Origin of the sequence: Stenotrophomonas maltophilia (assembly GCF_001676385.1) — a bacterium.
Lineage (GTDB): Bacteria > Pseudomonadota > Gammaproteobacteria > Xanthomonadales > Xanthomonadaceae > Stenotrophomonas > Stenotrophomonas maltophilia_J.
Genome location: NZ_LYVJ01000007.1, coordinates 95,596 through 122,544, shown reverse-complemented (window position 1 = coordinate 122,544; position 26,949 = coordinate 95,596). Strand labels below are relative to the sequence as shown.

Here is a 26,949-nt window from a genome sequence, read left to right as displayed (position 1 = left end):
CCCTGTCGTGGAGGAGGATGACATCGACCTGCTGCGGCGCAGCCTGGACATGCCTGCGTTCCCCTATGTTGATTTCTCGGCCGAGCACGAGCGCGCACAGGCACTGGCGCGCTGGCCACTGCTGGCCGAACTGGAGCTGCGCCGATGAGCGTCATGCTGTCGTTGCAGGGGGTCCACGGCGGTACCGGCGTAACCACGGTGCTGGCGGCGCTGGGCCAGGGACTGCATGCCCAAGGCCAACGCGTGCTGCTGGTCGAGTGCAGCCCTGACCAGATGCTGGGACTGCACCTGGGCCTGCCCGCCGACGTAGAGGGCGGCTGGGCGCGCGCATTGCTGGATGGCGGTGACTGGCGGGAAACCGCCTTCGCCTGCGCAACCGGACTGGCGGTGCTGCCCTACGGCCGCGTCGACGCCGAAGGCGCACTGCGGGTGGAGCAGTGGCTGCGTGAGCAGCCCGGTACCTGGGCCGAGCGCCTGCCGCTGCTGGCCACCCAGTTCGACTGGCTGCTGTTCGACCTGCCGCAGCGGCTGCCGGCCCATGTGGCGGCGGTCAACCAGCATGCGCCGTGCACGCTGCCCCTGCGCCTGGCCTGCGTCGATCCGGTCAGCCACGTGTTCCTGCAGCGCCAGGCCGATGATGGGCGGCTGCTGCTTGCCAATCGCTACGATCCGGCCATCACCGTGCAGCGCGATCTCATGCAGCTGTGGCTGCATGACCCCGCACGGCGCCTGGTTCCGCAGTCCCTGCATGAAGATGCCCAGGTGCCGGCGGCGCTGGCCAGCAAGCAGCCCCTCGGCCGTTACGCAGCCACCGCCCTGGCCGCGGCCGACGTCGATGGCCTGGTGCTGTGGTGCTTGGCCGAGGCCGCGCGGCGGCAGGCCGGTGCAGGGGCGCACGGATGAGCAGCCGCGTCTACTACCTGGGCTGGCGCCGGATGCGCGAGCGCGTGCATGCCGGTTGGCCGACGCGCAGTGCGCTGTGGCTGCTGCAGCTGCTGGGCTGGGCACTGCTGCGCCTGGAAGGGCCCGCCTGGCAGTCGCTGGCGCCACGCCTGCGCAGCGCGTTTCCGCAGATCCAGGGCGACCGCCGTTGGCGGCCGGGCGACCCGCTGCGGTTGCTGATCCAGGCAGCCTGGTGGTCAGTGGTGCGGCAAGCGCCGAAGGCCTCGAAGCGGCGGTTGCGCCTGGCCGAGGCGCACCGCCAACGCATTGCCGAACTGCGGGGGGCCGCCGGCCGGGGCCACCTGCGCTACCTGCGGGCGATGCAGGATGCACCCAGCAACGTCTGGAACAGCCGTGTCGCGAAGTGGTTCGGCGAGCACGCGCGTGCCCTGTCGCCGCGTTCGCGGCAGCTGCTTACGCTGTTGGCCGGGCTGGCCACGCTGGGACTGGCGGTGCTGTGCGTCACCCAGCCGTTCACTTATCTCGCCCAGTTCGTATTCGTGGTGCTGCTGTGGATCATCGCGCTGCTGGTGGGGCGCATGCAGGGCCGCTATGCCACGCTGGTGCTGGTGGTGCTGTCGATCACGGTGTCCTGCCGCTACCTGTGGTGGCGCTACACGGCCACGCTGAACTGGAACAGCACCTTCGACCTGGTCTGCGGCGTGGTGCTGCTGGCAGCCGAAACCTATTCGTGGCTGGTGCTGATGCTGGGCTACGTGCAGGTGGCCTGGCCCCTCCGTCGGCGTCCCGCGCCGCTGCCGGCCGATACCCGGCAATGGCCGACGGTGGACGTGCTCATCCCCACCTACAACGAAGACCTGTCGCTGGTGCGGCACACGGTATATGCCGCAATGGGCCTGGACTGGCCGGCCGACAAGCTGCGCATCCACATCCTGGATGACGGCCGGCGAGAGGCCTTCCGCGAGTTCGCCGCACAGACCGGGGTCAACTACATCACCCGCAGCGACAACCGTCACGCCAAGGCCGGCAACCTCAACCATGCGCTGACCCTGATCGATGGCGAGCTGGTGGCGATCTTCGACAGCGACCACCTGCCGGTGCGATCGTTCCTGCAGATCACCTGCGGCTGGTTCCTGCGCGACCGGAAGCTGGCCCTGGTACAGACCCCGCATCACTTCTTCTCGGCTGATCCGTTCGAGCGCAACCTGCAGGTGTTCCGCAGCGACCCGAACGAAGGCGAGCTGTTCTACGGGCTGGTCCAGGACGGCAACGACCTGTGGAATGCCGCGTTCTTCTGCGGATCGTGCGCGGTGCTGCGGCGCGAGGCGATCGATGCGATCGGCGGGTTTGCCACCGAGACCGTTACCGAGGACGCGCATACCGCGTTGCGCCTGCACCGTGGCGGCTGGAACTCGGCCTATCTGCGCATTCCGCAGGCGGCCGGCCTGGCCACCGACAGCCTCGGCGCGCACGTCAACCAGCGCATCCGCTGGGCGCGCGGCATGGTCCAGATCTTCCGCATCGACAACCCGCTGCTGGGCAAGGGGCTGAGCCTGTTCCAGCGTTTCTGCTACGCCAACGCGATGCTGCATTTCCTGGCCGCATCCCGCGGCTGGTGTTCCTGACCGCGCCGTTGGCATTCCTGCTGCTGCACGTCTACATCATCTATGCGCCGGCGCTGGCCATCGTGTTGTTCGTGGTGCCGCACATGGCCCATGCCAGCCTCACCAATGCGCGTATCCAGGGCAAGTACCGGCGCCCGTTCTGGGGCGAGGTCTACGAAACGGTACTGGCCTGGTATATCGCGCGGCCGACTACCGTGGCGTTGTTCAGCCCGGGCCGGGGCAAGTTCAACGTGACCGACAAGGGCGGCACCCAGGCCGGCGACCGCTTTGACTGGCGCGTGGCGCGACCGTATCTGGTGCTGGCGCTGCTGAACGTGCTGGGCCTGTGCTTCGCCGTGTGGCGCTTCATGCATGGGCCGGTCGACGAGCGTGGCACGGTGGTCGTCAGTTCGCTGTGGGTGCTGTACAACCTGCTCATCGTTGGCGGCGCGCTGGCCGTGGCCGCCGAGGTGCAGCAGGTGCGGCGCACCCACCGCGTGACCACGCGCCTGCCGATGGCACTGCAGGTTCCCGATGGCCGTCGCCTGCGCGGTGTCCTGCAGGATTACTCCAACGACGGTGTCGGCGTCGAGCTGGGCGAGAACGCCGCCCTGGCCGAGGGCCAGCGGGTGCAGGTGCTGCTCGGGCGTGGTCGCCGCGAATTCGCGTTCCCGGCGCGCGTGCAACGCACTGTCGGGCATCGTCTGGGCCTGCTGTTGCTGTTCGAGAACGAACGCCAGCGGGTGGAATTCGCCCAATGCACCTTCGCCCGTGCCGACGCCTGGCTGGACTGGCACGCCGGCTACCAGCCCAAGAGCCTGCCGCGCAGCCTGTGGAGCGTGCTGGTGCTGGGCTGGCGCGGTTACCGCCGGATGGGTGACTTCACGCCGTTCGATCTCGACCGTCCGGTGCACTGGAGCCGCCGCTTGCTGCGTTGGATGGCCAGTTTCGCCCCGCAACGTCCACTTCCTTCCTACCCGGCTGACCCAGCCGCTGACCCAGGGCTTCGTCCATGAGCATTCCGTCCTCCTTGCGCTGGTTGTTGCTGCCCTTGCTGGCACTGCCAGTGGCGTCCGGCAACAGCGCTCCTGCTCCGGTACCCGTACCGGTACCGGCGGCTGCCCCGCCGGCGGCATCGCCCGCGGGCGCCGCAGCGCCACAGGCTGCTGCGGCCGATCCGGCGCCAGCATTGGCCCAGACCTGGGCCGGAAGCGCGTGGCCCTGGCAGCGACAGAGCACGTTCGCTCAGTTGGGGCGGCGCCAGGACACCCTGCTGTCCGGCATCCGCAATGCCACTACCCTGGAGTTCCAGGTGCGCCGTGACCGCCTGGTGCGTGACGCCGAACTGGACCTCAGTTTCACCCCGTCGCCTTCGTTGCTGCCGACCCTGTCGCACCTGCGGGTCTATCTCAACGACGCAATGATGGGGGTGGTGCCGATCAGCAACGATCAGCTCGGGCGCCCGGTGCAGGCCAAGCTGCCGCTCGATGCGCGCCTGATCGCCGACTTCAACCAGGTCCGGTTGGAGTTCGTCGGTCACTACACCGACATCTGCGAGGAGCCGACCCACAGTTCGCTGTGGGTCAACCTGTCCAGCAACAGCACGTTGCGGCTGGGGGGCCAACCGCTGGCGGTGCAGGACGACCTGGCCAATTTCCCGCTGCCGTTCTTCGACCCGCGCGACACCGCACGACTGGAGCTGCCGGTGGTGTTTGCCGGTACACCCAGCCTGGCCCAGCAGCGCGCGGCGGCAGTGATGTCCTCCTATTTCGGCAGCCTGGCGGGCTGGTGGCGGCAGGCCCGTTTCCCGGTGAGTTTCGGCGCGCTGCCGGCCCAGGGCCATGCCGTGGTGCTGGCGGTCAACGGCCGCTTCCCGCCGGTGATCGCCAACCATGCCCCGGTCAAGGGCCCGGTGATCGAACTGATGGCGCTGCCGGAAGATCCACAGCGCAAGCTGCTGCTGGTGCTGGGTCGCAACGATGACGACCTGCAGAAGGCCGTGGCGGCGATGGCCGCGGGCAACGTGCTGTTCCGCGGCCGCCAGGTCAGCATCGACGAGATCAAGCCGCTGGCCCCGCGCAAACCGTATGACGCCCCCAACTGGGTGCGCACCGACCGCGCCGTGCGCTTCTCCGAACTGCTTGATTACCCGCAGCAGCTGCGGGCAAGTGGCGTCTCGCCGCAGCCGATCACCGTCAACCTCAACCTGCCGCCCGATCTGTTCATCTGGCGCAACCAGGGTATTCCGCTCAACCTGCGCTACCGCTACACGCCACCGTTCGCCAGCGACGAGTCGCGGCTGGGCGTGGCGATCAACGATCAGTTCATCTCCAGCTTCCCGCTGGTCCGGCACACCGGCAAGCAGGGCCTGGAAGAGATCCGTCTGCCGGTCCTGGCCGGTGATGCCGGCGCCGACGACGGGCGCCTGCTGATTCCGGCGCTGAAGCTCGGCGACCGCAACCAGCTGCGCTTCGACTTCAATTTCGCCAGCGTGATGGGCAGCGCCCAGCGCGACCACTGCCAGACCGTGCTGCCGCCGAACCTGCAGGCCGCGATCGAAGAAGATTCGACCATCGATTTCTCCGGGTTCCACCACTACATGGGCCTGCCGGACCTGTCGGCGTTCGCGCTCAGTGGCTTCCCCTTCACCCGCATGGCGGACCTGTCCGAGACCGTGGTGCTGGTTCCGCCCAAGGCCAACGAAGCCCAGGTCAGCCTGCTGCTGAACCTGATCGGTGGCCTGGGCCTGCAGAGTGGCTATCCAGCCTATGGCCTGCGCCTGTCCGACGACTGGAAGCAGGCCAGCGCGCTGGATGCGGACCTGCTGATGCTGGGCGCGCTGCCGGCAGAGCTGCGCGGCAGCCAGCAGCTTTCACTGCTGATCGATGACCAGCGGACGCGCCTGCTCAATGGCCAGTCGCCGTCGCCGCAGGCAGCGATGGAACAGGCGCGCCGCGGCAGCCGCGCCGGTGATCCGGCAGTTACCGAAGTGGCGGTCAGTGCGCAGGCACCGTTCGCGGCGATCATCGGCATGCAGTCGCCGCACCATGCGCAGCGCAGCATCGTTTCGCTGGCGGCCAGCACTGACGCCGACTACGGACTGCTTGATGATGCGCTCAGCGATACCGGCAAGCGCGAAGCGATTGCCGGTTCGGTGGCGATCCTGCGCAGTTCGGGCATCCACAGCCAGTTCGTCGGCGATCATTACTATGTCGGCGCACTGCCGTGGTGGCTGCTGCTGTGGTACCACCTGGCCGATCATCCGGCGCTGCTGGCCGTGCTGGCCACGCTGGTGGTACTGATGGTCGCCTTCCTGTTGTGGCGCACGCTGCGCTGGGTGGCCGCCAAGCGCCTGGACCAGGGCCGTTGATGACGCGCGTGCGACCTCCGCTGAAGGCAGTATCCGGCCTGGTCCTGCTCGGCTTGGCAGGTGCCGGTGCGTGCATGGCACAGGCATTGCCGGCAACGCCGGGGGGCACGGTGGCCGAGCAGCGCCAGTGGCTGCTGCAGCAGGTTCGTATCGGCGAGGCCACCGGCCGCCAGAGCCTGATCGAAGATGCGCTGGCGCGGCTGCGGATGCTCGCGCCGGACGATCGCAGCACCCTGGTGGCGATCCTGGAAGTGCAACTGTCGCAGCAGAAGCTGGACGATGCGCAGGCCACGCTGGAGCGCCTGCGCCGGATCGGCGCAGGCAGCCGCGAGCTGGCGGCCGGCGAGCGGCTGTGGCGAGCCTATCGGGGTGACCTCCAGCAGGACCTGCAGCAGGCGCGCCTGTTCGCGGCCGGTGGCCGCAGCGCAGAGGCGCTGGCGATCTACCGGCGGCTGTTCAACGATGATCCGCCGGGCCTGCAGCTGGGCCTGGAGTACTGGCGCCTTCGCGGCACCCAGGCCGACGGTCGCGCACTGGCCATCCGCGCATTGGCCGAACTGGATCGCCGCTACCCGGGCAACGTCACCCTGCTGCAGACGCTGTCGCAGCTACTGTTTGCTGCAGGGCGCGACAGCGAGGCGCTGGCGGCGCTGCAGCGCATGGGCCGCAATCCGGAAGCGCGCGGCATGGCGGCCGATGCCGAATGGGCCTACCTGAAGGAGCAGCCAGCCGACGAGCGCAACGTCCGTCGCCTGCAGGACTTCATTACCCGCAATCCCACGTTTTCCGACATCGCCCTCGTGCGCGAGCGCCATGCCGACCAGCACAGGCGGGTCAGCGATCCCGCCTGGCGCGCCGGCCTGCGTGGCGAGCAACTGCTGGCTGCGGGCCGCAACGAAGAAGCCGAGCGCGCCTTCGTGCAGGCGCTGCGCGGCTATCCCCGCGAAGCCAGCCTGCTGGGAGGGCTGGGCATGGCGTTGATGCGCCAGGGCCGCCGCGAGCAGGCAATCGATTACTTCCAGCGCGCGGTACAGGCGACCCCCGCAGGTGACAGCAACGACAAGTGGCGCGACCTGATCGCCAGCACCCGCTACTGGCTGCAGCTGGACCAGGCCGATGCAGCGCTCAAGGCCGGGCGGCTGGACGAGGCCCAGCGCCTCTATGCACAGGCACGCCGGCAGCAGCCGCGTGACGTCAATGCGGTGCTGGGCCTGGTCGACGTTGCCGTGGCACGGGGCGATGACGCCGCCGCCGAGCGCCAGTTGCAGGTGGCGCGAGGCATGGCGCCCAACGATGCGAACGTCATCCGCAAGCTGGTGCAGCTGTACGGCCGTACCGATCCGCACCGGCTGGAGGCCTTCATCACCGCGCTGCCCGCGGCGCAGCGGAAGCTGTACGCAGGCGACCTGCGCCGGCTGCAGCTGGCGCGCCTGCGGGAACGCCGCGAGCAGGCATTGGCAGCGGGCGATGCTGAATCGGCCATCGCGTTGGGGCAGCAGCTGCGCAGCGAATTGCCGGACGATGCATGGCTGGCGTACGCGCTCGGCAACGAGCTGCGTGCAGCGGGGCGGCAGGACGAAGCCGATGCGGTAGTAACTGACATGGCCACCCGCAATGGCAGTGCCGAGGCACGCTACGCGCAGGCGCTGTACCTGTCCGGATCCGATCGCCTGCCGCAGGCGCTGGCCGTGCTCGATGCACTGCCACGGGCACAATGGGATGATGACATCCGCGCATTGTCGGCGCGCCTGCAGCGGCAGCAGCTGATCGATCATCTCTGGGAGTTGCGCGCGCAAGGCCGGGAGACGGAAGCCCTTGCCCTTTTGCAGCAGCAACCGCCCAGCACCGAGAACGACCTGCTGATGGCCGAGTGGGCACGCCTGCGCGGCGACTCCGCGCAGGCCCTGCACTACTACCAGCGTGTGCTCGCCGCGCAACCCGGCAACGTGGACGCGCAGCTGGGCCGGGTGCAGGCCTGGATCGGCATCGGCGACCTGGCCAGTGCGCGCCGCCAGATGCAGGATGCGCCGCCGCAGGTGGCAGATGACGCGACCGGGCAGCAACGCCAGCTCGCCGCGATCTGGACCGACCTGGGCGAGGAGGCCAAGGCACTGTCGGTCCTGCGCGGAGTGCTGGCGCGCAGGAGCGGCCCCGACCCACAGTCCTGGCGCGACGCCGCAAGGCTGCTGCGCCGCGACGATCCGCAGCAGGCGCTGGACATGTACGCCCAGGCGATGTCCGACAACGGGCTGCTGTCGCCAGCGCAGGCCACACCGCGCGATGACCGCGCACTGACCCTGGCCAGCCGCGAGACGGAAGGTGACGACTGGCTGAGGCGCAGCCTGCGCAGCGATGTCGAAGCCCTCTACCAGCAGGAGAACCCGACGCTGACCGTGATGCAGGACACCGGCCGGCGCAGTGACGGTACGCCGGGCATCTCGCGCCTTGCACGTGACACGCGCATCGCTCACCTCGACGCGCCATTCGCAGGCGGGCTGGGCTGGGCGCGGATCGAGCAGGTGAGCTTCGATGCCGGGCGTTTCCAGACCGATGGTGATGGCACCTATGACGAAGACTTCGGCAGCTGCGATCTGGATCTGGTCCAGGCTGACGGCACGCGCCTGCGGGCGCCGGGCTGCACGCGGTTCGTGCATCAGCGGCGCAATTCGGGGGCCGGCTTCGCCGTGGGTTGGCGTACGCTGGACGATCGCTGGAACATCGATTTAGGCCACACCCCTTCCCACTACGTGGTCGGCAACTGGCTCGGCGGCGTGACTCTCAACGGTGACCTCGGCCGTTTCGGCTGGGGCGCCACAGTGTCGCGGCGACCCATGACCAACTCGCTGCTCTCGCAGGCCGGCGCATATGATCCGCGCAGCGGAATCGCCTGGGGCGGTGTCACCGCCAACGGCGTGACCTTCAGCCTGGGCTACGACCAGGGCGGGCGCAATGGTGTCTGGTCGAACTGGAGCTGGCATCGCCTGACCGGCCGCAACGTGGTGGACAACACCCGCGCGCGCGCGATGGCGGGCTGGTACCACAAGCTGATCCAGCATCCGGACATGCGCCTGGACGTGGGCACGACCGCCATGTACTGGCGTTACCAGAAGGACCTGGGGGGCTATTCGCTGGGCCAGGGCGGCTACTACAGCCCGCAGCGCTATGCCTCGCTGAGCCTGCCGGTGAGCTTCGCTTGGCGAAACGACAACTGGTCGGTGCGCCTGGACGGATCGGTCAGCGTATCCAGTGCGCGGACGTCCTCCATCAGCCGTTACCCCGATCAGGCGCTGATCGAGCGGGTGATCACCCAGCTTGAACCACAGTATGGCCCCTTGGCACTGGACGAGGCCGGGCTGTACACCGGCGACAGCAGCAGCACCGGTACCGGCTATCGGCTTTACGGCGCGGTGGAGCGCCGCCTCGGCGACCATTTCGTGCTTGGGGCTGCCGGCACCCTGCAGCGCAGTCGCGATTTCTCGCCGAACTCGTTCCAGCTCTACCTGCGCTATACCTTCAAGCCCTGGCAGGGCAACCTGCCGTTGCCCGTCTCTCCGCTGGTGCCCTATGGTGAATTCCGCTGACCCGCACCGGCGGCGCCTGCTGCAGGCGACCGCAGCACTGCCGCTGCTGGGTTGGGGGCGGTCGCGGGCGCGACCGGCACCGCGCTGGCCGGCGTGGCAGGTACTGGTCGACAGCAGCCTGAGCCGCGACGGCCGGATGATCGATCACAGCCACGCGGACCAGCGCAGCACCTCGGAAGGGCAGTCCTACGCACTGTTCTTCGCCCTGGTCGGCAACGACCAGGCCTTGTTTGACCGCATGCTCGGCTGGACCCAGGACAACCTTGCAGGCGGCGACATGCGCCAGAACCTGCCTGCCTGGCTATGGGGACGGGATGACAAGGGGGGCTGGAGGGTCCTGGACGGCAACCCCGCGCCGATTCCGATCTGTGGCTGGCCTATGTGCTGCTTGAGGGCGCGCGCCTGTGGCGGCGCCCGGCGCTGCAGGGATCGCCGAAGGCATGCTGCAGCAGGTGCGTGCCAGGGAGATCGTGCAGCTGGACTCCCTGGGCCCCATGCTGATGCCCGGGCCGCAGGGATTCATCAAGGATGACGCGACGCGGATCAATCCCAGCTACCTGCCGCTGCCCCTGCTGCGCCGGTTCGCGTCGGTTGATCGCACGGGGCCGTGGCAGGCATTGGCGGGCAACACGGTGCGCATGCTCCAGCAGAGCAGCCCGCACGGGTTCGCACCGGATTGGACGGCCTGGCAGGCGGGTCGCTTCGTGGCTGACCCGGTCAACGGTGCAGTCGGCAGTTACGATGCCATCCGCTGCTATGCCTGGGCAGGCATGACGGCACCGCGCGACCCGCTGTTCCGCCCGCAGCTGGTGGCACTGTCCGGCCCGCTGCAGCGCCTGCGCAGCGGTGCGACGATGTGGGAGAAGGTGGACACCCGCACCGGGCAGGGGCAGGGCGAAGGCAACTACGGATTCCGCGCAGCCCTGTTGCCGTACCTGCTGGCGCAGGGCGAGAAAGCGCTGGCGGCGACGCTGCTGGCCAGCCTGCCCAGTGCCGAGCAGCAGCGGGCCGATGAGCCGGCCTACTATTCGCAGATGCTGGCCTTGTTCGGCCGCGGCTGGGCCGAAGGCCGCTGGCGCTTCGCCGCCGACGGCCGCCTGCAGCCCGGGGGATGAGGATGGCTTCCGCCGGGCCAGGCCCGGCGCTACCAGGCGTGCCTACTCCAGCGCATAGCGCAGGGCGAACAGCACCGCCACCAGCCATACCGCCGGATGTACATCGCGCCAGCGACCGGTACCGGCTTTCAACGCCGCGTAAGCGATGAAACCGAATGCCAGGCCGTTGGCGATGGAGTAGGTGAACGGCATCGCCAGCGCGCACAACGCGGCCGGCACCGATTCGGTCAGGTCGCTCCAGTCCACCTCCACCAGCTCGCGCAGCATCAGGCCCGCCACGAACAGCGCGCCGGTGCGGTGGCGTAGCTGGGCACCATTGCTGCCAGCGGCGAGAACAGCAGCGCGGCCAGGAACAGTGCCGACACCACCAGCGCGGTCAGGCCGGTACGTCCACCCACCTGCACGCCGGACGCACTTTCGGCGAATGCCGTGGTACTGCTGGTGCCCAGCATCGAACCGGCCACGATGGCGGTACTGTCGGCCAGCAGCGCACGGCCGAAGCGCTTCTGCGCACCCGGCAGCTTCAGCAGGCCGGCGCGGCCGACCACGCCGTACAGGGTCCCGGTGGCATCGAACACTTCCACCAGCACGAACACCAGCACCACCTGCAGCAGCACCGCGACCGGCGCACCGCCGTCATGGTGCAGCAGGCCTGGCAGGTCCAGCTGCAGGAAGGTCGGCGCCAGGCTCGGTGGCAGCGAGACCAGTCCGCGGAACTGCACATCGCCCAAGGCCCAGCCCGCAGCGGTCACGGCCAGGATGCCGATCAGGATCGCGCCGCGGATCCGGCGTGCTTCCAGCACTGCGATCAACAGGAAACCGGCCAGCGCCAGCAGTGGCGGCGCCGTGTTCAAGGGGCCCAGCGCCACCAGCGTGTCTTCGTTGCCGATGATCACGCCGGACTTCTGCAGCGCGATGATCGCCAGGAACAGGCCGATGCCGGCCACGATGGCCGAACGCAGCGAGGCGGGTATGCCCGACACCAACCATGCACGCACGCCGGTCAGCGACAGCACCAGGAACACCAGGCCGGAGATGAACACCGCGCCCAGCGCCTGTTGCCAGTGCAGGCCAGTGGAACCGACCACGGTGAACGCAAAGAACGCGTTCAGGCCCATGCCCGGCGCCATGCCGACCGGGAAGTTGGCGGCCAGCGCCATCACGGCCGATCCCAGCGCGGCGGCCAGGCAGGTAGCGACGAATACCGCGCCTGCGTCCATGCCGGTGGTGCCGAGGATCTCGGGGTTCACGAAGACGATGTAGGACATCGTCAGGAAGGTGGTGGCACCGGCCAGCAGCTCGGTACGCACCGTGGTGCCGTGCTGCTGCAGCTGGAACAGGCGTTCGAACAGGGGCATGGGACTTCTCGCAACAATAAGGTGTCACGACCAACGGTCGTGACCTACCCGAATGAAGAACGTGGGTACCGACCGTTGGTCGGTACGCTTCAAAGCGTCACCACCAACGGTGGTGACCTACCGAAATGAGAAAGGCCGCGCGAGCGCGGCCTTTCCGGTTGCCTTATTTCAGCGCCTTGAAGCGCAGGCGCTTGGGTGCGGCGTCGTCGCCCATGCGGCGCTTCTTGTCTTCCTCGTACTCGCGGTAGTTGCCCTGGAAGAACTCCACATGCGAGTCGCCCTCGAAGGCGATGATGTGGGTGGCGATGCGGTCCAGGAACCAACGGTCGTGCGAGATCACGAAGGTATTGCCCGGGAATTCCAGCAGCGCGTCTTCCAGCGCACGCAGGGTTTCGATGTCCAGGTCGTTGGACGGTTCGTCGAGCAGCAGCACGTTGCCACCCTGCAGCAGGGTCTTGGCCATGTGCAGGCGGCCGCGTTCACCGCCGGACAGGGTGCCGACCATCTTCTGTGGTCCTGGCCCTTGAAGTTGAAGCGGCCGATGTAGGCGCGCGACTGGATCTCGATGCCGTTGATGTTGAGGATGTCCAGGCCACCGGCGATTCCTGGAAGACGTTGTGGTTGCCCTCCAGCTTGTCGCGGCTCTGGTCCACGTAGGACAGCTGCACCGTCGGGCCGATCACGATCTCGCCCGAATCCGGCTTCTCCTGGCCGGTGATCATCTTGAACAGGGTCGACTTGCCGGCGCCGTTCGGGCCGATGATGCCGACGATGGCGCCCGGCGGGATCAGCATCGACAGGTTGTCGATCAGCAGGCGGTCACCGAACTTCTTGGAGACGTTCTTGAACTCCATCACCATGTTGCCCAGGCGCTCGCCCGGCGGGATGAAGATCTCGTTGGTCTCGTTGCGCTTCTGGTAGTCCTGCGACTGCAGCTCTTCCAGGCGGGCCAGGCGGGCCTTGCCCTTGGAACGGCCGCCCTTGGCGTTCTGGCGCGACCACTCCAGTTCCTTCTGGATCGCCTTCTGGCGGGCCTTTTCCTGGTTCTCTTCCTGCTTCAGGCGCTCATCCTTCTGCACCAGCCACTCGGTGTAGTTGCCCTTCCACGGAATGCCGCGGCCGCGGTCCAGTTCCAGGATCCACTCGGCGGCATTGTCCAGGAAGTAGCGATCGTGGGTCACCGCCACCACGGTGCCGGTGTAGCGCGCCAGGAACTGCTCCAGCCATTCCACCGACTCGGCGTCGAGGTGGTTGGTCGGTTCGTCCAGCAGCAGCATGTCCGGCTTCTGCAGCAGCAGGCGGCACAGCGCCACGCGGCGCTTCTCACCGCCGGACAGGTTGGCGATCTTGGCGTCCCACGGCGGCAGGCGCAGCGCGTCGGCGGCCACGTCCAGCTGGTTTTCGAGGGTGTGCGCGTCGCCGGCGGCCAGGATTGCCTCCAGGCGTTCCTGTTCCTTGGCCAGCGCATCGAAGTCGGCGCCTTCCTCGGCGTAGGCGGCATACACCGCCTCCAGCGCAGCCTGCGCCTGCAGCACTTCGCCGACGCCTTCCTCGACCGATTCACGCACGGTCTTGTTCGGGTCCAGCTCCGGCTCCTGCGCCAGGTAGCCGACCTTGATGCCCGGCTGCGGACGGGCCTCGCCCTCGAAATCGGTGTCCACGCCGGCCATGATCTTCAGCACGGTGGACTTGCCGGCGCCGTTCAGGCCCAGCAGGCCGATCTTCGCACCCGGGAAGAAGGACAACGAGATGTCCTTGATGATCTGCCGCTTGGGCGGGACCACCTTGGACACGCGGTTCATGGTGTAAATGTATTGCGAGGACATGAGGTCTCCGTAGGCGCGACCCTGCACCCGGCCCGTCACGGGGCTTCCCGTTGCGGCAGCGGGCACAGACTGGAATGGAATACCGCCAATTATAGCCGGAACCGCTTCCGGGCCGTGCTCCTCTGCGTCGGCCGGCTGGCCACGGGCTGAACACTGCGTCACAGTCCTGCGGTGGGAAGCGTTTCCAGCTGGATACCATTCAGATCGGGTGCGCAATATGGGCTCACCACCACCCAAGCAGAGGTCTGACATGCGCATCAATCGAGTAATGGCCAGCGCCGTGGCCTCTGTGCTGGCGCTCGGCGCGGTTGCTCCGGCCTTCGCCGACGACGACCATCGCCGCGGCCATGACCGGCGCGAGTGGCGGGAGGACCGCCGCGAATGGCGGCAGGACCGCCGTGACTGGGAACGCGACCGCCGCGAGGCGCGGCGCGACTGGGAGCGCGACCGCCGCGACTGGCACCGCGACCATGACCGCTACTACCGTCCGGGACCGCCGCCGCGCGTGGTCTACCGTCCGGCCTATGGCCCGGGCTACGGCTGGAAGGTGGGCCACCGCTACCGCGATTACTACCGCGGCCCGATCTACGTGGTGAACGACTACCCACGCTACCACCTGCGCCGCCCGCCGTACGGGCACCACTGGATCCGCGACGACCGCGGCAACATGCTGCTGGTGGCCGTGGCAACCGGCATCATCGCCGACTACATCATCAACGGCCGCTGAGGATCGCGGCCGGGGTCGGATTCCTTTCCAACGGAAAGGGCTCTGACCCCACAACATCACTCGAAACCATACGGGGCCGGATTCCCTCGGGAATGCCGGCTCCGTCCGTTTCGGCCCCGGCGGGCCAGCGCGGGGCTACAATCACAGGCAGAGCCGTACCCCTTTCCCTGCCTGCTGGAGTACCCGATGTTCCCGCGTGACGTCCGCCTCGAAACCTACGATCCCGAACTGGCCAAGGCCATCGCCGCTGAGACCCAGCGCCAGGAAGACCATGTCGAGCTGATCGCCAGCGAGAACTACACCAGCCCGGCGGTGATGGAAGCCCAGGGCAGCCAGCTGACCAACAAGTACGCCGAGGGCTACCCGGGCAAGCGCTACTACGGTGGCTGCGAATACGTGGATATCGCCGAGCAGCTGGCGATCGACCGCCTCAAGCAGCTGTTCGGCGCCGACTACGCCAACGTGCAGCCGCACAGTGGCTCGCAGGCCAACCAGGCCGTGTACTTCGCCCTGTTGCAGCCGGGCGACACCATCCTTGGCATGAGCCTGGCCCATGGCGGCCACCTCACCCACGGCGCCAAGGTCAATGCCTCCGGGAAGCTGTTCAACGCCGTGCAGTACGGCGTCAACGACCAGGGCCTGATCGACTACGACGAAGTCGAGCGCCTGGCCCTGGAGCACAAGCCGAAGATGGTGGTGGCCGGCTTCTCGGCCTACTCGCAGGTGATCGATTGGGCGCGCTTCCGCGCCATCGCCGACAAGGTCGGTGCCTATCTGTTCGTCGACATGGCCCACGTCGCCGGCCTGGTCGCCGCCGGCGTCTACCCGAGCCCGCTGGACCATGCCCACGTGGTCACCTCCACCACCCACAAGACCCTGCGCGGCCCGCGCGGCGGCATCATCCTCGCCAAGGGCGCCGACGAGGACCTGGTCAAGAAGCTGCAGTCGATCGTGTTCCCGGGCATCCAGGGCGGTCCGCTGATGCACGTCATCGCCGGGAAGGCCGTGGCCTTCAAGGAAGCGCTGGAACCGGCCTTCAGGACCTACCAGCAGCAGGTGGTGAAGAACGCCCAGGCGATGGCGAAGACGCTGATCGCGCGCGGCTACAAGATCGTTTCCGGTGGCACTGAAAACCACCTGATGCTGGTCGACATGATCGGCAAGGACGTGTCCGGCAAGGATGCGGAAGCCGCGCTGGGCAAGGCCCACATCACCGTCAACAAGAACTCCGTGCCGAATGACCCGCGTTCGCCGTTCGTGACCTCGGGCCTGCGCCTGGGCACCCCGGCGGTGACCACCCGCGGCTACACCGAACAGGACTGCGTGGACCTGGCCAACTGGATCGCCGACGTGCTCGACGCACCGAACGATGACGCCGTCATCGCCCGCGTGCGCGACGCTGTCAGCGCGCAGTGCCGCAAGTACCCGGTCTACGGTTGATCGGGGTAGCGGTCAGAGCCCTTTCCTGAGGGAAAGGGATCCGACCCCACCACCTGGATCGAAGCAGGGGGCGGATCCCTTCCCGCAGGGAACGGCCCTGACCCCGCCAGCAGGAATCCCGCGCATGGACGAGCGCCATCTCAAGTACCTGTACACGGCGTTGGCGCTGCTGTTCGGCCTGCCCAGCCTGCTGGCCGGCGGGGCCGCGGCGCTGATGCTGTTGCTGACGGGGCTGGGCCAGTTCGGCCACGGCAGCCTGGCGTCGGTCACCGTGATGCCGCTGTGGGGCCTGGCGGGCATTGCCGGCTGCCTGGCCTGGTTGTGGCTCAGCGCCGGTTATCTGCTGCACGGGCGTGCGGGATTGCAGGTGCGTCCGGTCTGGTGGTGGATCCTGCTGGCCGGAGGCCTCGCCGCCCTGCCGCCGCTGGGGTTGGCGTTGTTGTGGGGCGCGACGGTCGGCCTCGAGGGCTTCAGCCTGCTGCTGCTGGGACCGTCGATGCTGGTGCCGGCAGGCATGCTGGTGAGGCTCAAAGGCCGCCCCTGAAGCCGCCCCCGGGTTGCCCGCAGGCACATCCATGCTGCGGGTATTTGCTGCTTTGCCCCTTCTCAGGTACCGTTGCGACGCTGCCATGACGATGGTGGTCGGTTTTCTCCTGAGCCAGGCGTCCCATGTACTGCCCCTTCTGCCAACACGCCGATACCCGGGTCATCGACTCGCGCGTCTCCGAAGACGGCGCGACGATCCGCCGTCGGCGTGAGTGCGAGGCCTGCGGCGAGCGCTTCAGCACCCTGGAAACCGTTGAACTGAAGCTGCCGGCGATCATCAAGAGCGATGGCACCCGCGAGGCCTTCGATCAGCGCAAGGTGCGCGCCGGTTTCGACCGCGCGCTGCAGAAGCGTGCGGTGGCCGAAGACAAGATCGAAGCGGCGGTGCGTGCGGTGGTGCACCAGCTGCGCATCAGCGGCGAGCGTGAAGTGCCCTCGATCAAGGTCGGCGAGTTCGTGATGAACGAACTGCGCAAGCTCGACCATGTCGGCTACGTGCGCTTCGCCTCGGTGTATCGCAGCTTCGAGGACGTGGCCGATTTCCGCGAGGAAATCGAGAAGCTCGAACGCGAACTGCCTGCCAGCACCGAACAGCTGCAGCTGCTGGGCGATGTGATTGCCCTGACCAAGAAGAAGAAGGGCTGACGGCCTCTGCCTTGGGGGTGCCAACTTTGGTTGGCACCGGTGGCCGCATTCACTGGTGGGTGCCAACCGTTGGTTGGCACTGACGGCGTGGATCAACACCGGCGGCGTTACCATGGCCGCATGAGCACCCCGTTCTCCGTCCTCGACCACCTGCACATGGCCAACGCACTGCGCCTGGCCGAGCGTGCGGCCTATACCACCCGTCCCAATCCAATGGTCGGCTGCGTGATCGCCCACGGCGAACGCGTGGTTGGACAGGGCTGGCACCTGCGCGCCGGTGGCCCGCATGCTGAAGTGTTCGCGCTGCGCGAAGCCGGCAGCGAAGCACGCGGTGCCACCGCCTACGTCACCCTGGAACCGTGCGCGCACCACGGGCGCACGCCACCGTGTGCGCTGGCGCTGATCGAAGCGGGCGTGTCGCGCGTGGTCGCCGCGATGCGCGACCCGTTCCCGCAGGTCGATGGCGGAGGCTTCGATCTGTTGCGCAATGCCGGCATCGAGGTTGCCGAGGGGCTGATGGCGACGCAGGCGCGCGAGCTCAACAAGGGATTCCTGTCGCGCGTGGAACGCAACCGCCCGTGGCTGCGCGTGAAGCTGGCCGCCAGCCTCGACGGCCGCACCGCGATGGCCGACGGCAGCTCCAAGTGGATCACCGGCCCGGCTGCACGCGCGGACGTGCAGCACTGGCGTGCACGTGCGGGTGCGATCCTGACCGGTGCCGGCACGGTGCTGGCCGACGACCCGATGCTGACCGTGCGCCTGGCCGATACCGAGGTAGCGCCACCGCTGCGCGTGGTACTCGACTCGCGCCTGCGTTCGCTGGAATGCGGGGGTGTACGCGAGGGTGGGGCACCGACGTTGTACCTGCATGATGCGGCGACAAGCGCACCGGATGCGGCCGATGCCGAGTTCCGCAGCGTGCGCTGCGTTGATGGCCAGTTGGATCTCGGTGCAGTGCTGGCGCTGCTGGCCGGGCGCGGCATCAACGAGGTGCACACAGAAGCCGGCGCCACGCTGGCTGGTGCGCTGCTGCGCGGCGGCTGGGTGGACGAACTGCTGCTCTACCAGGCGCCCACCTTGCTCGGTGACCGTGGACGCCCGCTGCTGGCGGGTCTCGGCATTGACGCGATGGACCAGCAGCGCCGCCTGCGGGTGGTCGATCAGCGCCAGGTCGGCGATGACATCAGGCTGCTGTTGCGCCCGTGAGGGAGTGAGCCGGCAGGGCTGCTCCAGCGGCCTCAGGCGCCTTCGTCGTCGTCTTCGCCAACCGGGCATTGGCCTTTCCATTGCTGCTTCCACAGCACATGCAGGTCGCGGCAGTACGCGCCCAGTGCCTCGCCCGGCAGTTGTCTGGCCCTCAATCGCAGCTGGTGGCGGGTGAAACCGTCGTCGTACTGATCCGGCAGGACCAGCACGGCACACTGATCGTGGTACATCAGGAAGTCGCGGCAGTGATCATCCTCACTCATCCACGCATCCAGGTGCCTGTCGCTCAGCTGCGTTGACTCGAAGGCGACCGAGGGTTGGACGACGATAATCTTCGTGGCTTTGAATCTGGACGCCTCGGCCTGCCAGCACACCATCAGCGCCAGCAGCGTGAGCATGATCGATGTCATACGGTGTTTCATGCAGTTGCCCCGGTGGAAGAGGGCAACAGCATTGACCATGCGGGCCGCGCAGGGCCATGCAACGGTTCTGAAAGTGTGGGTGCTTTCGTCGTCCGCGGCCGGGAGCCGAGCATGGGCTCGGCTCTACAGCGCGCTTACGCGCATTCGTCGGTCCACATCATCTCGGCGATCGGGCGCAGCGCTTTGCACTCCTGGGTCATTTCCTCGGCCGACTTCACCTTGGCCTTGGCCTTGAGTTCTTCTGCCATCGCGTCCACGCCGCTGATCTGGTCCGGTGCGATCTTCGACACGCAGCTGCGGTGCTGCTGCAGCAGCAGGTCACAACCCGGCACGCCGGTCACCTTGGGTGCGCTGGCCGCTTCAGCGTCCTGCATCCAGTCTTCGAACGGTGCCAGCGCACCGACCACCGTGCCGACCAGGTCGTCGAAATTGCCGCTGTACCAGTAGCCGTTGTCCTTGGCCGGGTACAGCGTGAAGGTGCCGGTGACGCTCTGTCGTGGGCCACCCTGCAGCGCCTGGTGTACGCCTCGGTGAACTGCCTGCGCGTGGCCGGGCTGGCATCGTCGGCAAGGCTCGCCGCGAACAGTGGACGCACCTTGCCAAGGTCCGGCACCTGGCAGGCGAAGGTGATCCGTGCCAGCTTTTCATCGTCCACGTATTCGTTGTCTTCGATCACGCTCTTGCTCGTGCGGCACTTCGTGTCGAGCAGGGCCTTGGCGTACATGGCTTCGACCGCAGCGACGTCGACCTGGCTGCCACTGGCGGCGAGCATCGCGTGCCAGGGTTCGGCCAGTCCCTTGGCGAGCGCCCCGCGCTCGGGCGTCAGCGAGTCCTGGCCTTCGAACGCGGGCTTCAGAGCATCGTTGAGCGTGCGGGTGGCACTGGTGTCGTCTTCCAGCAGCGCACGTGCATACAGGTCGAAGGTCTGCTCGGGGGTAAGCGTGGCAGGCGCAGCGCCGGCCAACAGCGGCGCGCACAGCAGGGTGCTGGCCAGCAGGGTACGGATCGGGGTCTTCATGGGGAGTTCCTGTTCCAGGGGTGGGGAAGACTAACGCATTGGCGCGAATGCGCGATGGCACGCGGAGGCGTGTGAAGTGCTCCAAACGAAAACGGGCCCCATGCGGGGCCCGCCGATTACACGACGAGGATCGGGCAATCAGAAGCTGGCACGGACACCGGCAGAGAACTGGGTAACATCCTCGATCACCTGCACCTCGCCCACCAGGCCCCAGGTCGGAGTGAACTTGACCTGGCCACCTACGACACCCACCCAGCTGCCGTCCATGTCGCTGCCATCAAGGTAGCCACCCTTCAACCAGACTTCGGTATTCGAGGTCGGCATCGCGCGCAGGCCCAGCGTCGCGCGCCCGGCGTTGAAATGGTCCTTCTCGCGGACGTCGTCGAAGCCTCGCTGCTTCAGGCGGGCTTCGGCGTTCTGCCGCACCCAGGCAATATCGGCGGTGAAGTCGACGCGGTCGGACATCGGCAGGCGGTAGCCAATGCCCAGTTCCGGCTGGTCCAGCTCCAGCTTCAGGCTGCCATCCTGCAGGCCATAGGACTTGGACACCTTCGACCAGGCACCGAACACATAGGCCTGCAGCCCGATCGCGTAGGAGCCGCGGATGTACCCGCCGTCCAGTTTCGGGTCGTCGAGCAGGTCATCGTTGACCTGGACCTGGGTCCAGCCGGCCTCGACATAGGTGTAGCTCGGTGCCTTCGGCGCCGCCACGGCCGTCAGGGGCGAAAGGGCGAGCAGGGCAGTGACAAGCAGGGTCTTGCGCATATCGTGTCCTTCTTGGAAGTGCGATCCATGGCGGGCGGCCAGCAAGGCGGCCCGGTGTGGCGTCATGCCACGTATTGCGGGGCAGCAGAACCGCCCGTCAAAAAAACTGCGAGGGCGTCATGCCACCGGGGCCGCCGGGACGCCCTGGCTGGCGTGAGGCGGCCGGGCAGCCGCTTGGGACAGCGCCAGCGGTTTCACCTCGGCGCGTTCGAGCAGCCGCTTGGTGAAGTAGCGATCCTTGTAGTAGCGGATCTTGCTGCACAGCACCGGGTTCGGCAGGCCCTCGTAGAGCACGATTTCCTTTTCCGGACCCATCGCCTTGAGCTCCTGCGGGAGCATCAGCGCGCGCTTCTCCAGCACTTCGTTGTCCGACACCGAGGTGGCGCTGCCGCGTGAGTGGGTGCGCGAGCGACGGCGCACGGTGGTGTAGCCCAGCATCTCCGAGTAGTCGTTGGCGTCCTGCTGCTCGCGCGGTGCATAGATGATCTGCAGCGCGTGGTTGGTGATGATGGTGCGCGAGAGCTCCTTGCCATACACCGCATCGAGCTGCGCCATCGACTGGATGATCGGCAGCAGCCGCAGGTTGTAACCGGCCATGTAGGCCACGGCCTTGGAGATGATGTCGACGCGGCCGATCGAGGTGAATTCGTCCATCAGCAGCAGGCACTGGTGCTTCAGCGACTTGTCGTTCTGCGGCAGGGTGCGGGTATTGACGTTGATCAGCTGGCTGAAGAACAGGTTCACGATCAGCCGGCTCTCGGCCAGCTTGTTCGGCTGGATGCCGACGTAGATGGTCATGCGCTTGCGGCGCACGTCGTCCAGGCGGAAGTCATCGCCACTGGTCGCGGCATCGAGCACCGGGTTCAACCACGGATTGAGCGGTTCGCGGAACGAGCCGATGATCGATGCGAACGTCACGTCAGCCTGCGACAGCAGGCCGGAAAAGGCCGCACGTGCCTGCTCGCTGAGGAACTCTGACTCGGCCAGCTTCTGCAGGTAGGGCTTGAGCTCGGTGCCATCGCCGGAAGACAGCCGCAGGATCGCGCCCAGCGTCGGATAGGGCGTGTCGGGCAATGCGTCCCGCATCTCGAACTGGTACAGGGTGAAAGCGAGGAACGCATTGCGCGCCTGGCTGGTCCAGAACTTGTCCTTGTCGTCGCCGTCGGGGTAGAGCATGGCGCTGATCGCCTGCAGGTCCGACACGCGGAAGGCCGGGTCGCTGGACACGTAGGTCAGCGGGTTCCACCGATGCGTGCGGCGATCCTCGGCGAAGGGATTGAACAGGTAGATCTCGTGGCCGATCGACTTGCGCCAGCCGGAGGTGAGATCGAAGTTCTCCTGCTTGATGTCCAGGACGACCGCCGATTCGCGGTAGTCAAGCAGATTGGGGATGACTACGCCCACGCCCTTGCCGGAGCGGGTGGGCGCGGCAAGGATGACGAACTGCTGCCCGGAAAGGCGCAGCAGCTTGCCGTTCATCTGGCCCAGCACGATGCCGTCGTCCGGAGACTTGAAGAACCCCTTGCCCGCCAGGTCCAGCATGGTGGCGAAACGCGCCTGGCCGTGGATGTTGCTGTGGCTGCGCAGCTTGAACATCAGGATCGTCACCGCCGCCCACAGCAGGAACATCAGGCCGAATGCAGCGACGCCCGCAGCCTTGATCCGCCACGCATAAGGCTGCACGCGCGGGTGATCGATGTTGCGCATGTAGTCGAAGAAGGTGCCGAAGCTGCTGACACGGGTGTCCAGGCCGAGGAACAGCACGGAGAAATAGCTGGCCAGGTAGATCGCGGCGATCGACAGCAGCAGGGCCAGCACGGCAGAGATGACAAGGCGGTTGGTGTTCAAGGCAGTTCCTTCGACCCGGACGATTGTTGCGTGCGCCGCACTAGCCGTGCATGGCGCCTTCTGGTTGAGGGCTCATTTCCCGTGGGCAGGGGGGCGGGCGCGGGCATCGACCAGGACGTACTCGTCATTCTTCTGCCAACGCTGCAGGCCGTCTTCCAGCTTGATGCAGGGATGCCCGTCACAGGACGTGATCGAGACCTGCTGCAGTGCTTCCAGTACCTGGGCTTCGACCTTGGCCTGCTGTGCGCGCTGCACGTTGCTCCAGGCGAAGTAGGCGGTGCCGCCAACGATGGCGGCCGAGCCGGCAACCAGCGCAGCAAGCGCCTTCCAGGTGAGCATGCGCAGGCGCCCGGCCATCGCGGCCTGCTCGCGTGAGAGTTGTTCTGCCAGCGCAGCCAACCGGTCGCCGGAATCGCCGATGGCCTCGACCGCCGCCGGAATCTCCTGCGACAGCGCCTCGCGGACGGCGGCGCGCGCACTCTGCGCCAGTTCCGCGCGACCGGCCGCCACGCCCTGGCCGACTTCGGCGGCAGCACGCTGCAACTGCGCCGAGGAGGCTTCCTGCGCGGCCGCAGCTTTCTCGCACTGCTGCGTCAGGTGGCCGGCAAGCAGCGCGGCGTTGGTAATGAACTCTTCCATCCTTGAGTGATCCACTTCGCACCTGCTGAGTCATCAGCCCTCGGTCGGGGGAGGGAATGTTGCCAGATTTGTCGGGAACATGCTGACTGTAAATTTTTCGTCGAATCCAGTAGACAGAGCGCCGAAATTCACTGCAATATGATTAGGAATTCTCATATTTGAGAATTTCGTCTCATTTACGTTTGTGAAATTACGGGATCCAGTTCACAACACGGGAACAATTCGGTGGATATCCTTCGCGTCGTACGAAGATCACCATCCGGGTCGGTACTGGGGAGTCACCGGTACCCGAGTGGGGATCGTCCGGATTGACAAGGGATTGAGTAGGAGAAATGGAACTTTCATGTTTGCATGCATAGATGTTGGGGACGCGCCGCAGGCCTGACCTGCGAACGTGGACGCATTGCGCACGTTCTTGGTGCCAGATTCCGTGCCGGTAGTGGGACCTGCTGCGCACAACCAGTTCTCTCAACAGACTTCGATGCCCTTGTTGTGGCGTCGCGTTGTCTGTTGGCACAGATTCGTAACCCGTGAATGGTGATTTCGTGAGCCGCAGGATGCCTAGCCGGAATGTGTTTTTTGTTGCTGCTGTCTTGATGACGGTTCTCCTGGCCGGTTGCGTAACGCCGCCTGCGCCCGAGCCGCGTGGCAAGTGGAGGCCGGTGAACCGCATGGCCGACGTCACTCATGCCATCCCCCTGCAGCAGGCCTACGTCTATCAGTCCTCGCCTGTGGACAGCACGCTCAAGGGCCTGCTGACACGCTGGGCCAACGACGGCGGCATGACGCTGTCCTATCTGCACCCCAACGATTACACCCTGTACGCGCCGGTGGGTGACATCCGCACCACCAGCATCGTGGAGGCCGCCGCTGCGCTTTCGCGTGCCTACGCCGCCCAGGGCGTGATGGTCTCGGTGGAACAGTCGCGCATCATCGTGAGCGTCGCCGGCGGGGCCACCGAAGCCGATCCGCTGCCCGCCGCCGGCATCGCGCCGACGTCGCCGGCGCGCTGAGGACCCATCATGTTTGGAAAGAAGAAGACAGCGACGCCGGCCGTGGAAAACGCGGTGTCGCAGGGCGTCAGCTACGAGATCACGCTGGCCGAGCGTTCGCGCAGGAGCGAGCGCCGCGCATGGACCGTGGCCTGGTGCGCAGTCCTGATGTCGGTCCTGCTGGCTGCCGGCTACCTGCTGTTCCTGCCGCTGAAAGAGCGCGTGCCCTATCTGGTCATGGCTGATCCCTACACCGGCTCGGCCACCGTGGCGCGCCTGCGCGGCAACTTCGGCGATCGCGACGTCACCGCCGAGGAGGCCATCAACAAGAGCAACGTGGCGCAGTTCGTACTCGCGCGCGAGTCCTATGACTCCGGCCTGATCGGCCAGCGCAACTGGCGCACCACGTTGTCGATGGCTGGCCCGGCCGTGGCTCCGGACTACACCAACCTGCATGCCGAAGCGAACCCGGTCCGCCCGTTCCGGATCTATGGCGCGTCGCGTGCGCTGCATGTGCGCATCACCAGCATCGTGCTGATCGGGGGTGGCCAGGGCCGCCGTCCGACCGGCGCGACCGTGCGTTTCCAGCGCAGCGTGTTCGACAAGAGCAACGGCCGTTCCGAACCGCTGGACAACAAGATCGCCACGCTGGAGTTCACCTATGACCCGGAACTGCGCCTGGCCGATGAAGATCGCCTGCTCAATCCGCTGGGCTTCCGCGTCATGAACTATCGCGTCGACAACGATTTCGCGCCCGCACCGGCTGCCCCGGCCGCCGTGCCCTACAGCACGGCGCCCCAGGCGCCGGCGGCTGCGCCGGTGCCCGGCCAGGCGATGGACCCGGCCTACCCGGGGACCGTTCCGAATCCGCCCGCGCAGGCCCTGCCGCCGGGCGCACCACAAACCGGCGCATTGCCGCCGCAACCGGCCGAGCAGACCGGCTACGTGCCCGCACAAGGGGGAGTTGAACGATGAGTAGTACGTTGCAGTCTTTGCTGCGCGCGGGCCTGGCACTGATGTTGTGCATCGGCGCTTCCGCACCGGTGGCGGCGAAGGTCATCGAGGACTATGAGTACGCACCGGATCGCATCTACCAGGTGCGCACCGGCCTGGGCATCACCACCCAGATCGAGCTGAGCCCGCACGAGCAGATCCTGGACTACAGCAGTGGCTTCGGCGGAGGCTGGGAAATCAGCCGCCGTGAGAACGTGTTCTACCTCAAGCCGAAGAACGTCGATGTGGACACCAACCTGCTGGTGCGCACCGCGGCCCACTCCTACATCTTCGAACTGAAGGTGGTGGCCACCAGTTGGCGCGCGCTCGAGGATGCCAAGGCATCGGGCGTGCAGTACAAGGTCCGCATGGTGTATCCGGCCGATACCGAGTTCACCGCGAAGAAGGAAAAGGACGCGGACGCACCGGTGTCGGCGCTCGACACCCGGCTCGTCCCGGGCCGCGACTACTACTACGGCTACGACTACACCTACAAGAAGCGTCAGCCGAGCTGGCTGGTTCCGGCTTCCGTGTATGACGATCGCAGCTTCACCTACATCCGCATGGGTGACCGCAGCCGGTTCCCGAGCGGCAACTTCCCGGCAGTGTTCGCGCGCGACAGCGAGTCCGGCGATGAGTTCATCGTCAACTCGACCGTGGAAGGAGACACGATTGTCGTCCATGGCACCTATGCCTACCTCGTCGTGCGCCACGGCGACAACGCGATTGCCCTGCGCAGGAGACCGGAGCAGTGAACCAGATTCCACCGAATGAACATGTCGATCCGGCGCCGGAGCCGCGTCCGCTCGACCACAATCCGTACACCCGGCGCGCTGCTGCCGAGCCGGAGCTGGATGCCGAGGGTCCCTACCTGCGGGCCGACGACGTCCAGCGCCTGAACCGCAAGGCGCTGATGTTCCTCGGCATCATCGTGCTGGTGCTGGCGGCGCTGGCTGCCTGGATCTTCTCCGGCGGGCTGTCGTCGCCGGACAAGCCGGCGGAGAAGGCCCCGCGCCAGGAAGTGGTGATCCCGGCCGCGCCGCGCGACCTGCCCGCACTGCCGCCGGAACGCACCGCACAGGCCGCTCCGCCGATGGAAGAGCTGCCGCCGTTGCCGGTGGTGGATGATCGCCAGCAGGCCGGCGCCGGCCCCGGGTTTTCGATGAACGGCATGGGCCAGCAGGGGGAGCGTGGCCCCAGCCTGATCGAGCGTCGCATGGGCGATGCCAACGGCGGGGAACGCGGCGACGCGGATGCCGGTGGTGCGCCGGGCGGTGGGCTCGCGGGAGCGCTGGGTGGGCAGGGCCCGGCGTCGCGTGGCGTGGTCGACGGTCCGACCAGCGCCCAGCCGCTGTACAAGCCCAACACGCTGCTGCTGCGCGGTACCTACATCCGCTGCGTGCTGCAGGCCCGTGTCATCTCCGATTTCCCCGGCTACACCTCGTGCGTGGTCACCGAGCCGGTGTACTCGGTCGACGGCCAGCGCCTGCTGCTGCCGCGTGGCTCGAAGGTACAGGGGTCGTACGGTGCTGACGGCATCATCGGCAACCGCGTGGCCATCGTCTGGGACCGCATCACCACGCCGACCGGCCTGGACATCAACATGAGCAGCCCGGGCGTGGACATGCTGGGTTCGGCGGGTGCGCCGGGTTACTACAACGCGCACTGGGGCCAGCGTATCGCCTCGTCGCTGCTGATCAGCATCCTGGCCGATGGTTTCAAGTACGCTGCGGCCGAGAACGGTCCGCAGAGCTCGACCGTGGTCAATGGCGCCGTCGTGCAGAACCCCTACGAAAGCGCCACCGCGCGCACCATGGAGCGCATGGCGAACATGGCCATGGAACGCAACATGACCCGCCCGCCGACCGTGACCATCAACCAGGGCACGATCGTCAATGTCTATGTCGCGCGCGACGTCGACTTCTCGGCCGTGATCCGTTGAGCACCGAAA

Annotated in this window: 19 protein-coding genes and 4 pseudogenes; 16 read left to right on the top strand and 7 right to left on the bottom strand. The window is 67.1% G+C overall.

Annotated features, from left to right (window positions below; genetic code table 11):
* Positions 1–7: 7 nt before the first annotated feature.
* The 7 genes and pseudogenes from bcsR (at position 8) to bcsZ (ending at position 10,573) form a co-directional block, all read left to right on the top strand.
* On the top strand, positions 8–148 hold the full coding sequence (gene bcsR / locus A9K58_RS19125) for a cellulose biosynthesis protein BcsR (RefSeq protein WP_081284030.1): 141 nt from the start codon (positions 8–10) through the stop codon (positions 146–148).
* Entirely contained in the window at positions 145–903 is a 759-nt protein-coding gene (bcsQ, locus tag A9K58_RS10600; protein WP_081284029.1) for a cellulose biosynthesis protein BcsQ, read from the top strand. The genes bcsR and bcsQ overlap by 4 nt, the downstream gene beginning before the upstream one ends.
* Positions 900–2,528 carry a glycosyltransferase gene (locus tag A9K58_RS19900; protein WP_231109298.1) on the top strand — a complete coding sequence of 543 codons (1,629 nt, stop codon included), beginning with the start codon at positions 900–902 and terminating at the stop codon, positions 2,526–2,528. The genes bcsQ and A9K58_RS19900 overlap by 4 nt, the downstream gene beginning before the upstream one ends.
* Complete coding sequence (locus A9K58_RS19895) at positions 2,519–3,523, top strand: PilZ domain-containing protein (protein WP_231109297.1); 1,005 nt, start codon at positions 2,519–2,521, stop codon at positions 3,521–3,523. The genes A9K58_RS19900 and A9K58_RS19895 overlap by 10 nt, the downstream gene beginning before the upstream one ends.
* A complete protein-coding gene (gene bcsB, locus A9K58_RS10590) occupies positions 3,520–5,877 on the top strand; it encodes a cellulose biosynthesis cyclic di-GMP-binding regulatory protein BcsB (RefSeq protein WP_065199324.1) in 2,358 nt (785 codons plus the stop codon). The genes A9K58_RS19895 and bcsB overlap by 4 nt, the downstream gene beginning before the upstream one ends.
* The gene (gene bcsC, locus A9K58_RS10585; protein ID WP_065199323.1) at positions 5,877–9,458 is read left to right on the top strand and encodes a cellulose synthase complex outer membrane protein BcsC; all 3,582 of its coding nucleotides are present in this window, start codon (positions 5,877–5,879) and stop codon (positions 9,456–9,458) included. The genes bcsB and bcsC overlap by 1 nt, the downstream gene beginning before the upstream one ends.
* A pseudogene (gene bcsZ, locus A9K58_RS20205) lies at positions 9,442–10,573 on the top strand (cellulose synthase complex periplasmic endoglucanase BcsZ). The gene bcsC and the pseudogene bcsZ overlap by 17 nt, the downstream one beginning before the upstream one ends.
* Positions 10,574–10,615: 42 nt before the next feature.
* On the opposite strand, the pseudogene A9K58_RS10575 reads toward bcsZ, so the two are convergent.
* A pseudogene (locus tag A9K58_RS10575) lies at positions 10,616–11,931 on the bottom strand (NCS2 family permease).
* A 163-nt stretch (positions 11,932–12,094) separates the two neighbouring features.
* Positions 12,095–13,757 (bottom strand): annotated as a pseudogene (gene ettA / locus A9K58_RS10570) (energy-dependent translational throttle protein EttA).
* 250 nt (positions 13,758–14,007) lie between these two features.
* Here ettA and A9K58_RS10565 point away from each other — a divergent pair.
* The 5 genes from A9K58_RS10565 (at position 14,008) to ribD (ending at position 18,321) form a co-directional block, all read left to right on the top strand.
* Positions 14,008–14,484 (top strand): RcnB family protein, encoded by a 477-nt coding sequence (locus tag A9K58_RS10565; RefSeq protein ID WP_065199322.1) that lies wholly within the window; start codon positions 14,008–14,010, stop codon positions 14,482–14,484.
* Positions 14,485–14,670: 186 nt separating this feature from the next.
* Entirely contained in the window at positions 14,671–15,924 is a 1,254-nt protein-coding gene (gene glyA / locus A9K58_RS10560) for a serine hydroxymethyltransferase (protein ID WP_065199321.1), read from the top strand.
* 124 nt (positions 15,925–16,048) lie between these two features.
* Complete coding sequence (locus A9K58_RS10555; protein WP_065199320.1) at positions 16,049–16,468, top strand: hypothetical protein; 420 nt, start codon at positions 16,049–16,051, stop codon at positions 16,466–16,468.
* Between the two features lie 125 nt (positions 16,469–16,593).
* Entirely contained in the window at positions 16,594–17,115 is a 522-nt protein-coding gene (nrdR, locus tag A9K58_RS10550) for a transcriptional regulator NrdR (RefSeq protein WP_065199319.1), read from the top strand.
* Between the two features lie 120 nt (positions 17,116–17,235).
* Positions 17,236–18,321 (top strand): bifunctional diaminohydroxyphosphoribosylaminopyrimidine deaminase/5-amino-6-(5-phosphoribosylamino)uracil reductase RibD, encoded by a 1,086-nt coding sequence (gene ribD / locus A9K58_RS10545; RefSeq protein ID WP_065199318.1) that lies wholly within the window; start codon positions 17,236–17,238, stop codon positions 18,319–18,321.
* Between the two features lie 32 nt (positions 18,322–18,353).
* Here ribD and A9K58_RS10540 read toward each other — a convergent pair whose 3' ends face one another.
* The 5 genes and pseudogenes from A9K58_RS10540 to A9K58_RS10520 form a co-directional block, all read right to left on the bottom strand.
* Positions 18,354–18,719, bottom strand: coding sequence for a hypothetical protein (locus A9K58_RS10540; protein WP_231109295.1), 366 nt, complete (start codon positions 18,717–18,719; stop codon positions 18,354–18,356).
* A 158-nt stretch (positions 18,720–18,877) separates the two neighbouring features.
* Positions 18,878–19,761 (bottom strand): annotated as a pseudogene (locus A9K58_RS10535) (hypothetical protein).
* Positions 19,762–19,899: 138 nt separating this feature from the next.
* Entirely contained in the window at positions 19,900–20,526 is a 627-nt protein-coding gene (locus A9K58_RS10530; protein ID WP_065199317.1) for an outer membrane beta-barrel protein, read from the bottom strand.
* 117 nt (positions 20,527–20,643) lie between these two features.
* Complete coding sequence (locus tag A9K58_RS10525; protein WP_231109306.1) at positions 20,644–22,353, bottom strand: type IV secretory system conjugative DNA transfer family protein; 1,710 nt, start codon at positions 22,351–22,353, stop codon at positions 20,644–20,646.
* A gap of 93 nt (positions 22,354–22,446) precedes the next feature.
* Positions 22,447–23,013, bottom strand: a complete 567-nt coding sequence (locus A9K58_RS10520) for a hypothetical protein (protein WP_065199315.1) — start codon at positions 23,011–23,013, stop codon at positions 22,447–22,449.
* Positions 23,014–23,684: 671 nt separating this feature from the next.
* On the opposite strand from A9K58_RS10520, the gene A9K58_RS10515 reads away from it, so the two are divergent.
* The 4 genes from A9K58_RS10515 to A9K58_RS10500 are packed head-to-tail and all read left to right on the top strand — an operon-like array spanning position 23,685 to position 26,940.
* The gene (locus tag A9K58_RS10515) at positions 23,685–24,026 is read left to right on the top strand and encodes a hypothetical protein (protein WP_231109292.1); all 342 of its coding nucleotides are present in this window, start codon (positions 23,685–23,687) and stop codon (positions 24,024–24,026) included.
* Positions 24,027–24,035: 9 nt separating this feature from the next.
* Positions 24,036–24,980 (top strand): VirB8 family type IV secretion system protein, encoded by a 945-nt coding sequence (locus A9K58_RS10510; protein ID WP_081284027.1) that lies wholly within the window; start codon positions 24,036–24,038, stop codon positions 24,978–24,980.
* Positions 24,977–25,753: a TrbG/VirB9 family P-type conjugative transfer protein gene (locus A9K58_RS10505; RefSeq protein WP_081284026.1), complete on the top strand. Its 777-nt coding sequence runs from the start codon at positions 24,977–24,979 to the stop codon at positions 25,751–25,753. The genes A9K58_RS10510 and A9K58_RS10505 overlap by 4 nt, the downstream gene beginning before the upstream one ends.
* Complete coding sequence (locus A9K58_RS10500) at positions 25,750–26,940, top strand: TraB/TrbI/VirB10 family type IV secretion system protein (protein ID WP_065199312.1); 1,191 nt, start codon at positions 25,750–25,752, stop codon at positions 26,938–26,940. Before A9K58_RS10505 ends, A9K58_RS10500 begins: the two co-directional genes overlap by 4 nt.
* Positions 26,941–26,949 lie beyond the last annotated feature (9 nt).

Coding starts and splice junctions, on each gene's coding strand:
- bcsQ (WP_081284029.1), top strand. CDS start 145: ATGAGCGTCATGCTGTCGTTGCAGGGGGTCCACGGCGGTACCGGCGTA.
- A9K58_RS19900 (WP_231109298.1), top strand. CDS start 900: ATGAGCAGCCGCGTCTACTACCTGGGCTGGCGCCGGATGCGCGAGCGC.
- bcsB (WP_065199324.1), top strand. CDS start 3,520: ATGAGCATTCCGTCCTCCTTGCGCTGGTTGTTGCTGCCCTTGCTGGCA.
- bcsC (WP_065199323.1), top strand. CDS start 5,877: ATGACGCGCGTGCGACCTCCGCTGAAGGCAGTATCCGGCCTGGTCCTG.
- A9K58_RS10565 (WP_065199322.1), top strand. CDS start 14,008: ATGCGCATCAATCGAGTAATGGCCAGCGCCGTGGCCTCTGTGCTGGCG.
- glyA (WP_065199321.1), top strand. CDS start 14,671: ATGTTCCCGCGTGACGTCCGCCTCGAAACCTACGATCCCGAACTGGCC.
- A9K58_RS10555 (WP_065199320.1), top strand. CDS start 16,049: ATGGACGAGCGCCATCTCAAGTACCTGTACACGGCGTTGGCGCTGCTG.
- nrdR (WP_065199319.1), top strand. CDS start 16,594: ATGTACTGCCCCTTCTGCCAACACGCCGATACCCGGGTCATCGACTCG.
- ribD (WP_065199318.1), top strand. CDS start 17,236: ATGAGCACCCCGTTCTCCGTCCTCGACCACCTGCACATGGCCAACGCA.
- A9K58_RS10540 (WP_231109295.1), bottom strand. CDS start 18,719: ATGCTCACGCTGCTGGCGCTGATGGTGTGCTGGCAGGCCGAGGCGTCC.
- A9K58_RS10530 (WP_065199317.1), bottom strand. CDS start 20,526: ATGCGCAAGACCCTGCTTGTCACTGCCCTGCTCGCCCTTTCGCCCCTG.
- A9K58_RS10520 (WP_065199315.1), bottom strand. CDS start 23,013: ATGGAAGAGTTCATTACCAACGCCGCGCTGCTTGCCGGCCACCTGACG.
- A9K58_RS10515 (WP_231109292.1), top strand. CDS start 23,685: ATGGCCGACGTCACTCATGCCATCCCCCTGCAGCAGGCCTACGTCTAT.
- A9K58_RS10510 (WP_081284027.1), top strand. CDS start 24,036: ATGTTTGGAAAGAAGAAGACAGCGACGCCGGCCGTGGAAAACGCGGTG.
- A9K58_RS10505 (WP_081284026.1), top strand. CDS start 24,977: ATGAGTAGTACGTTGCAGTCTTTGCTGCGCGCGGGCCTGGCACTGATG.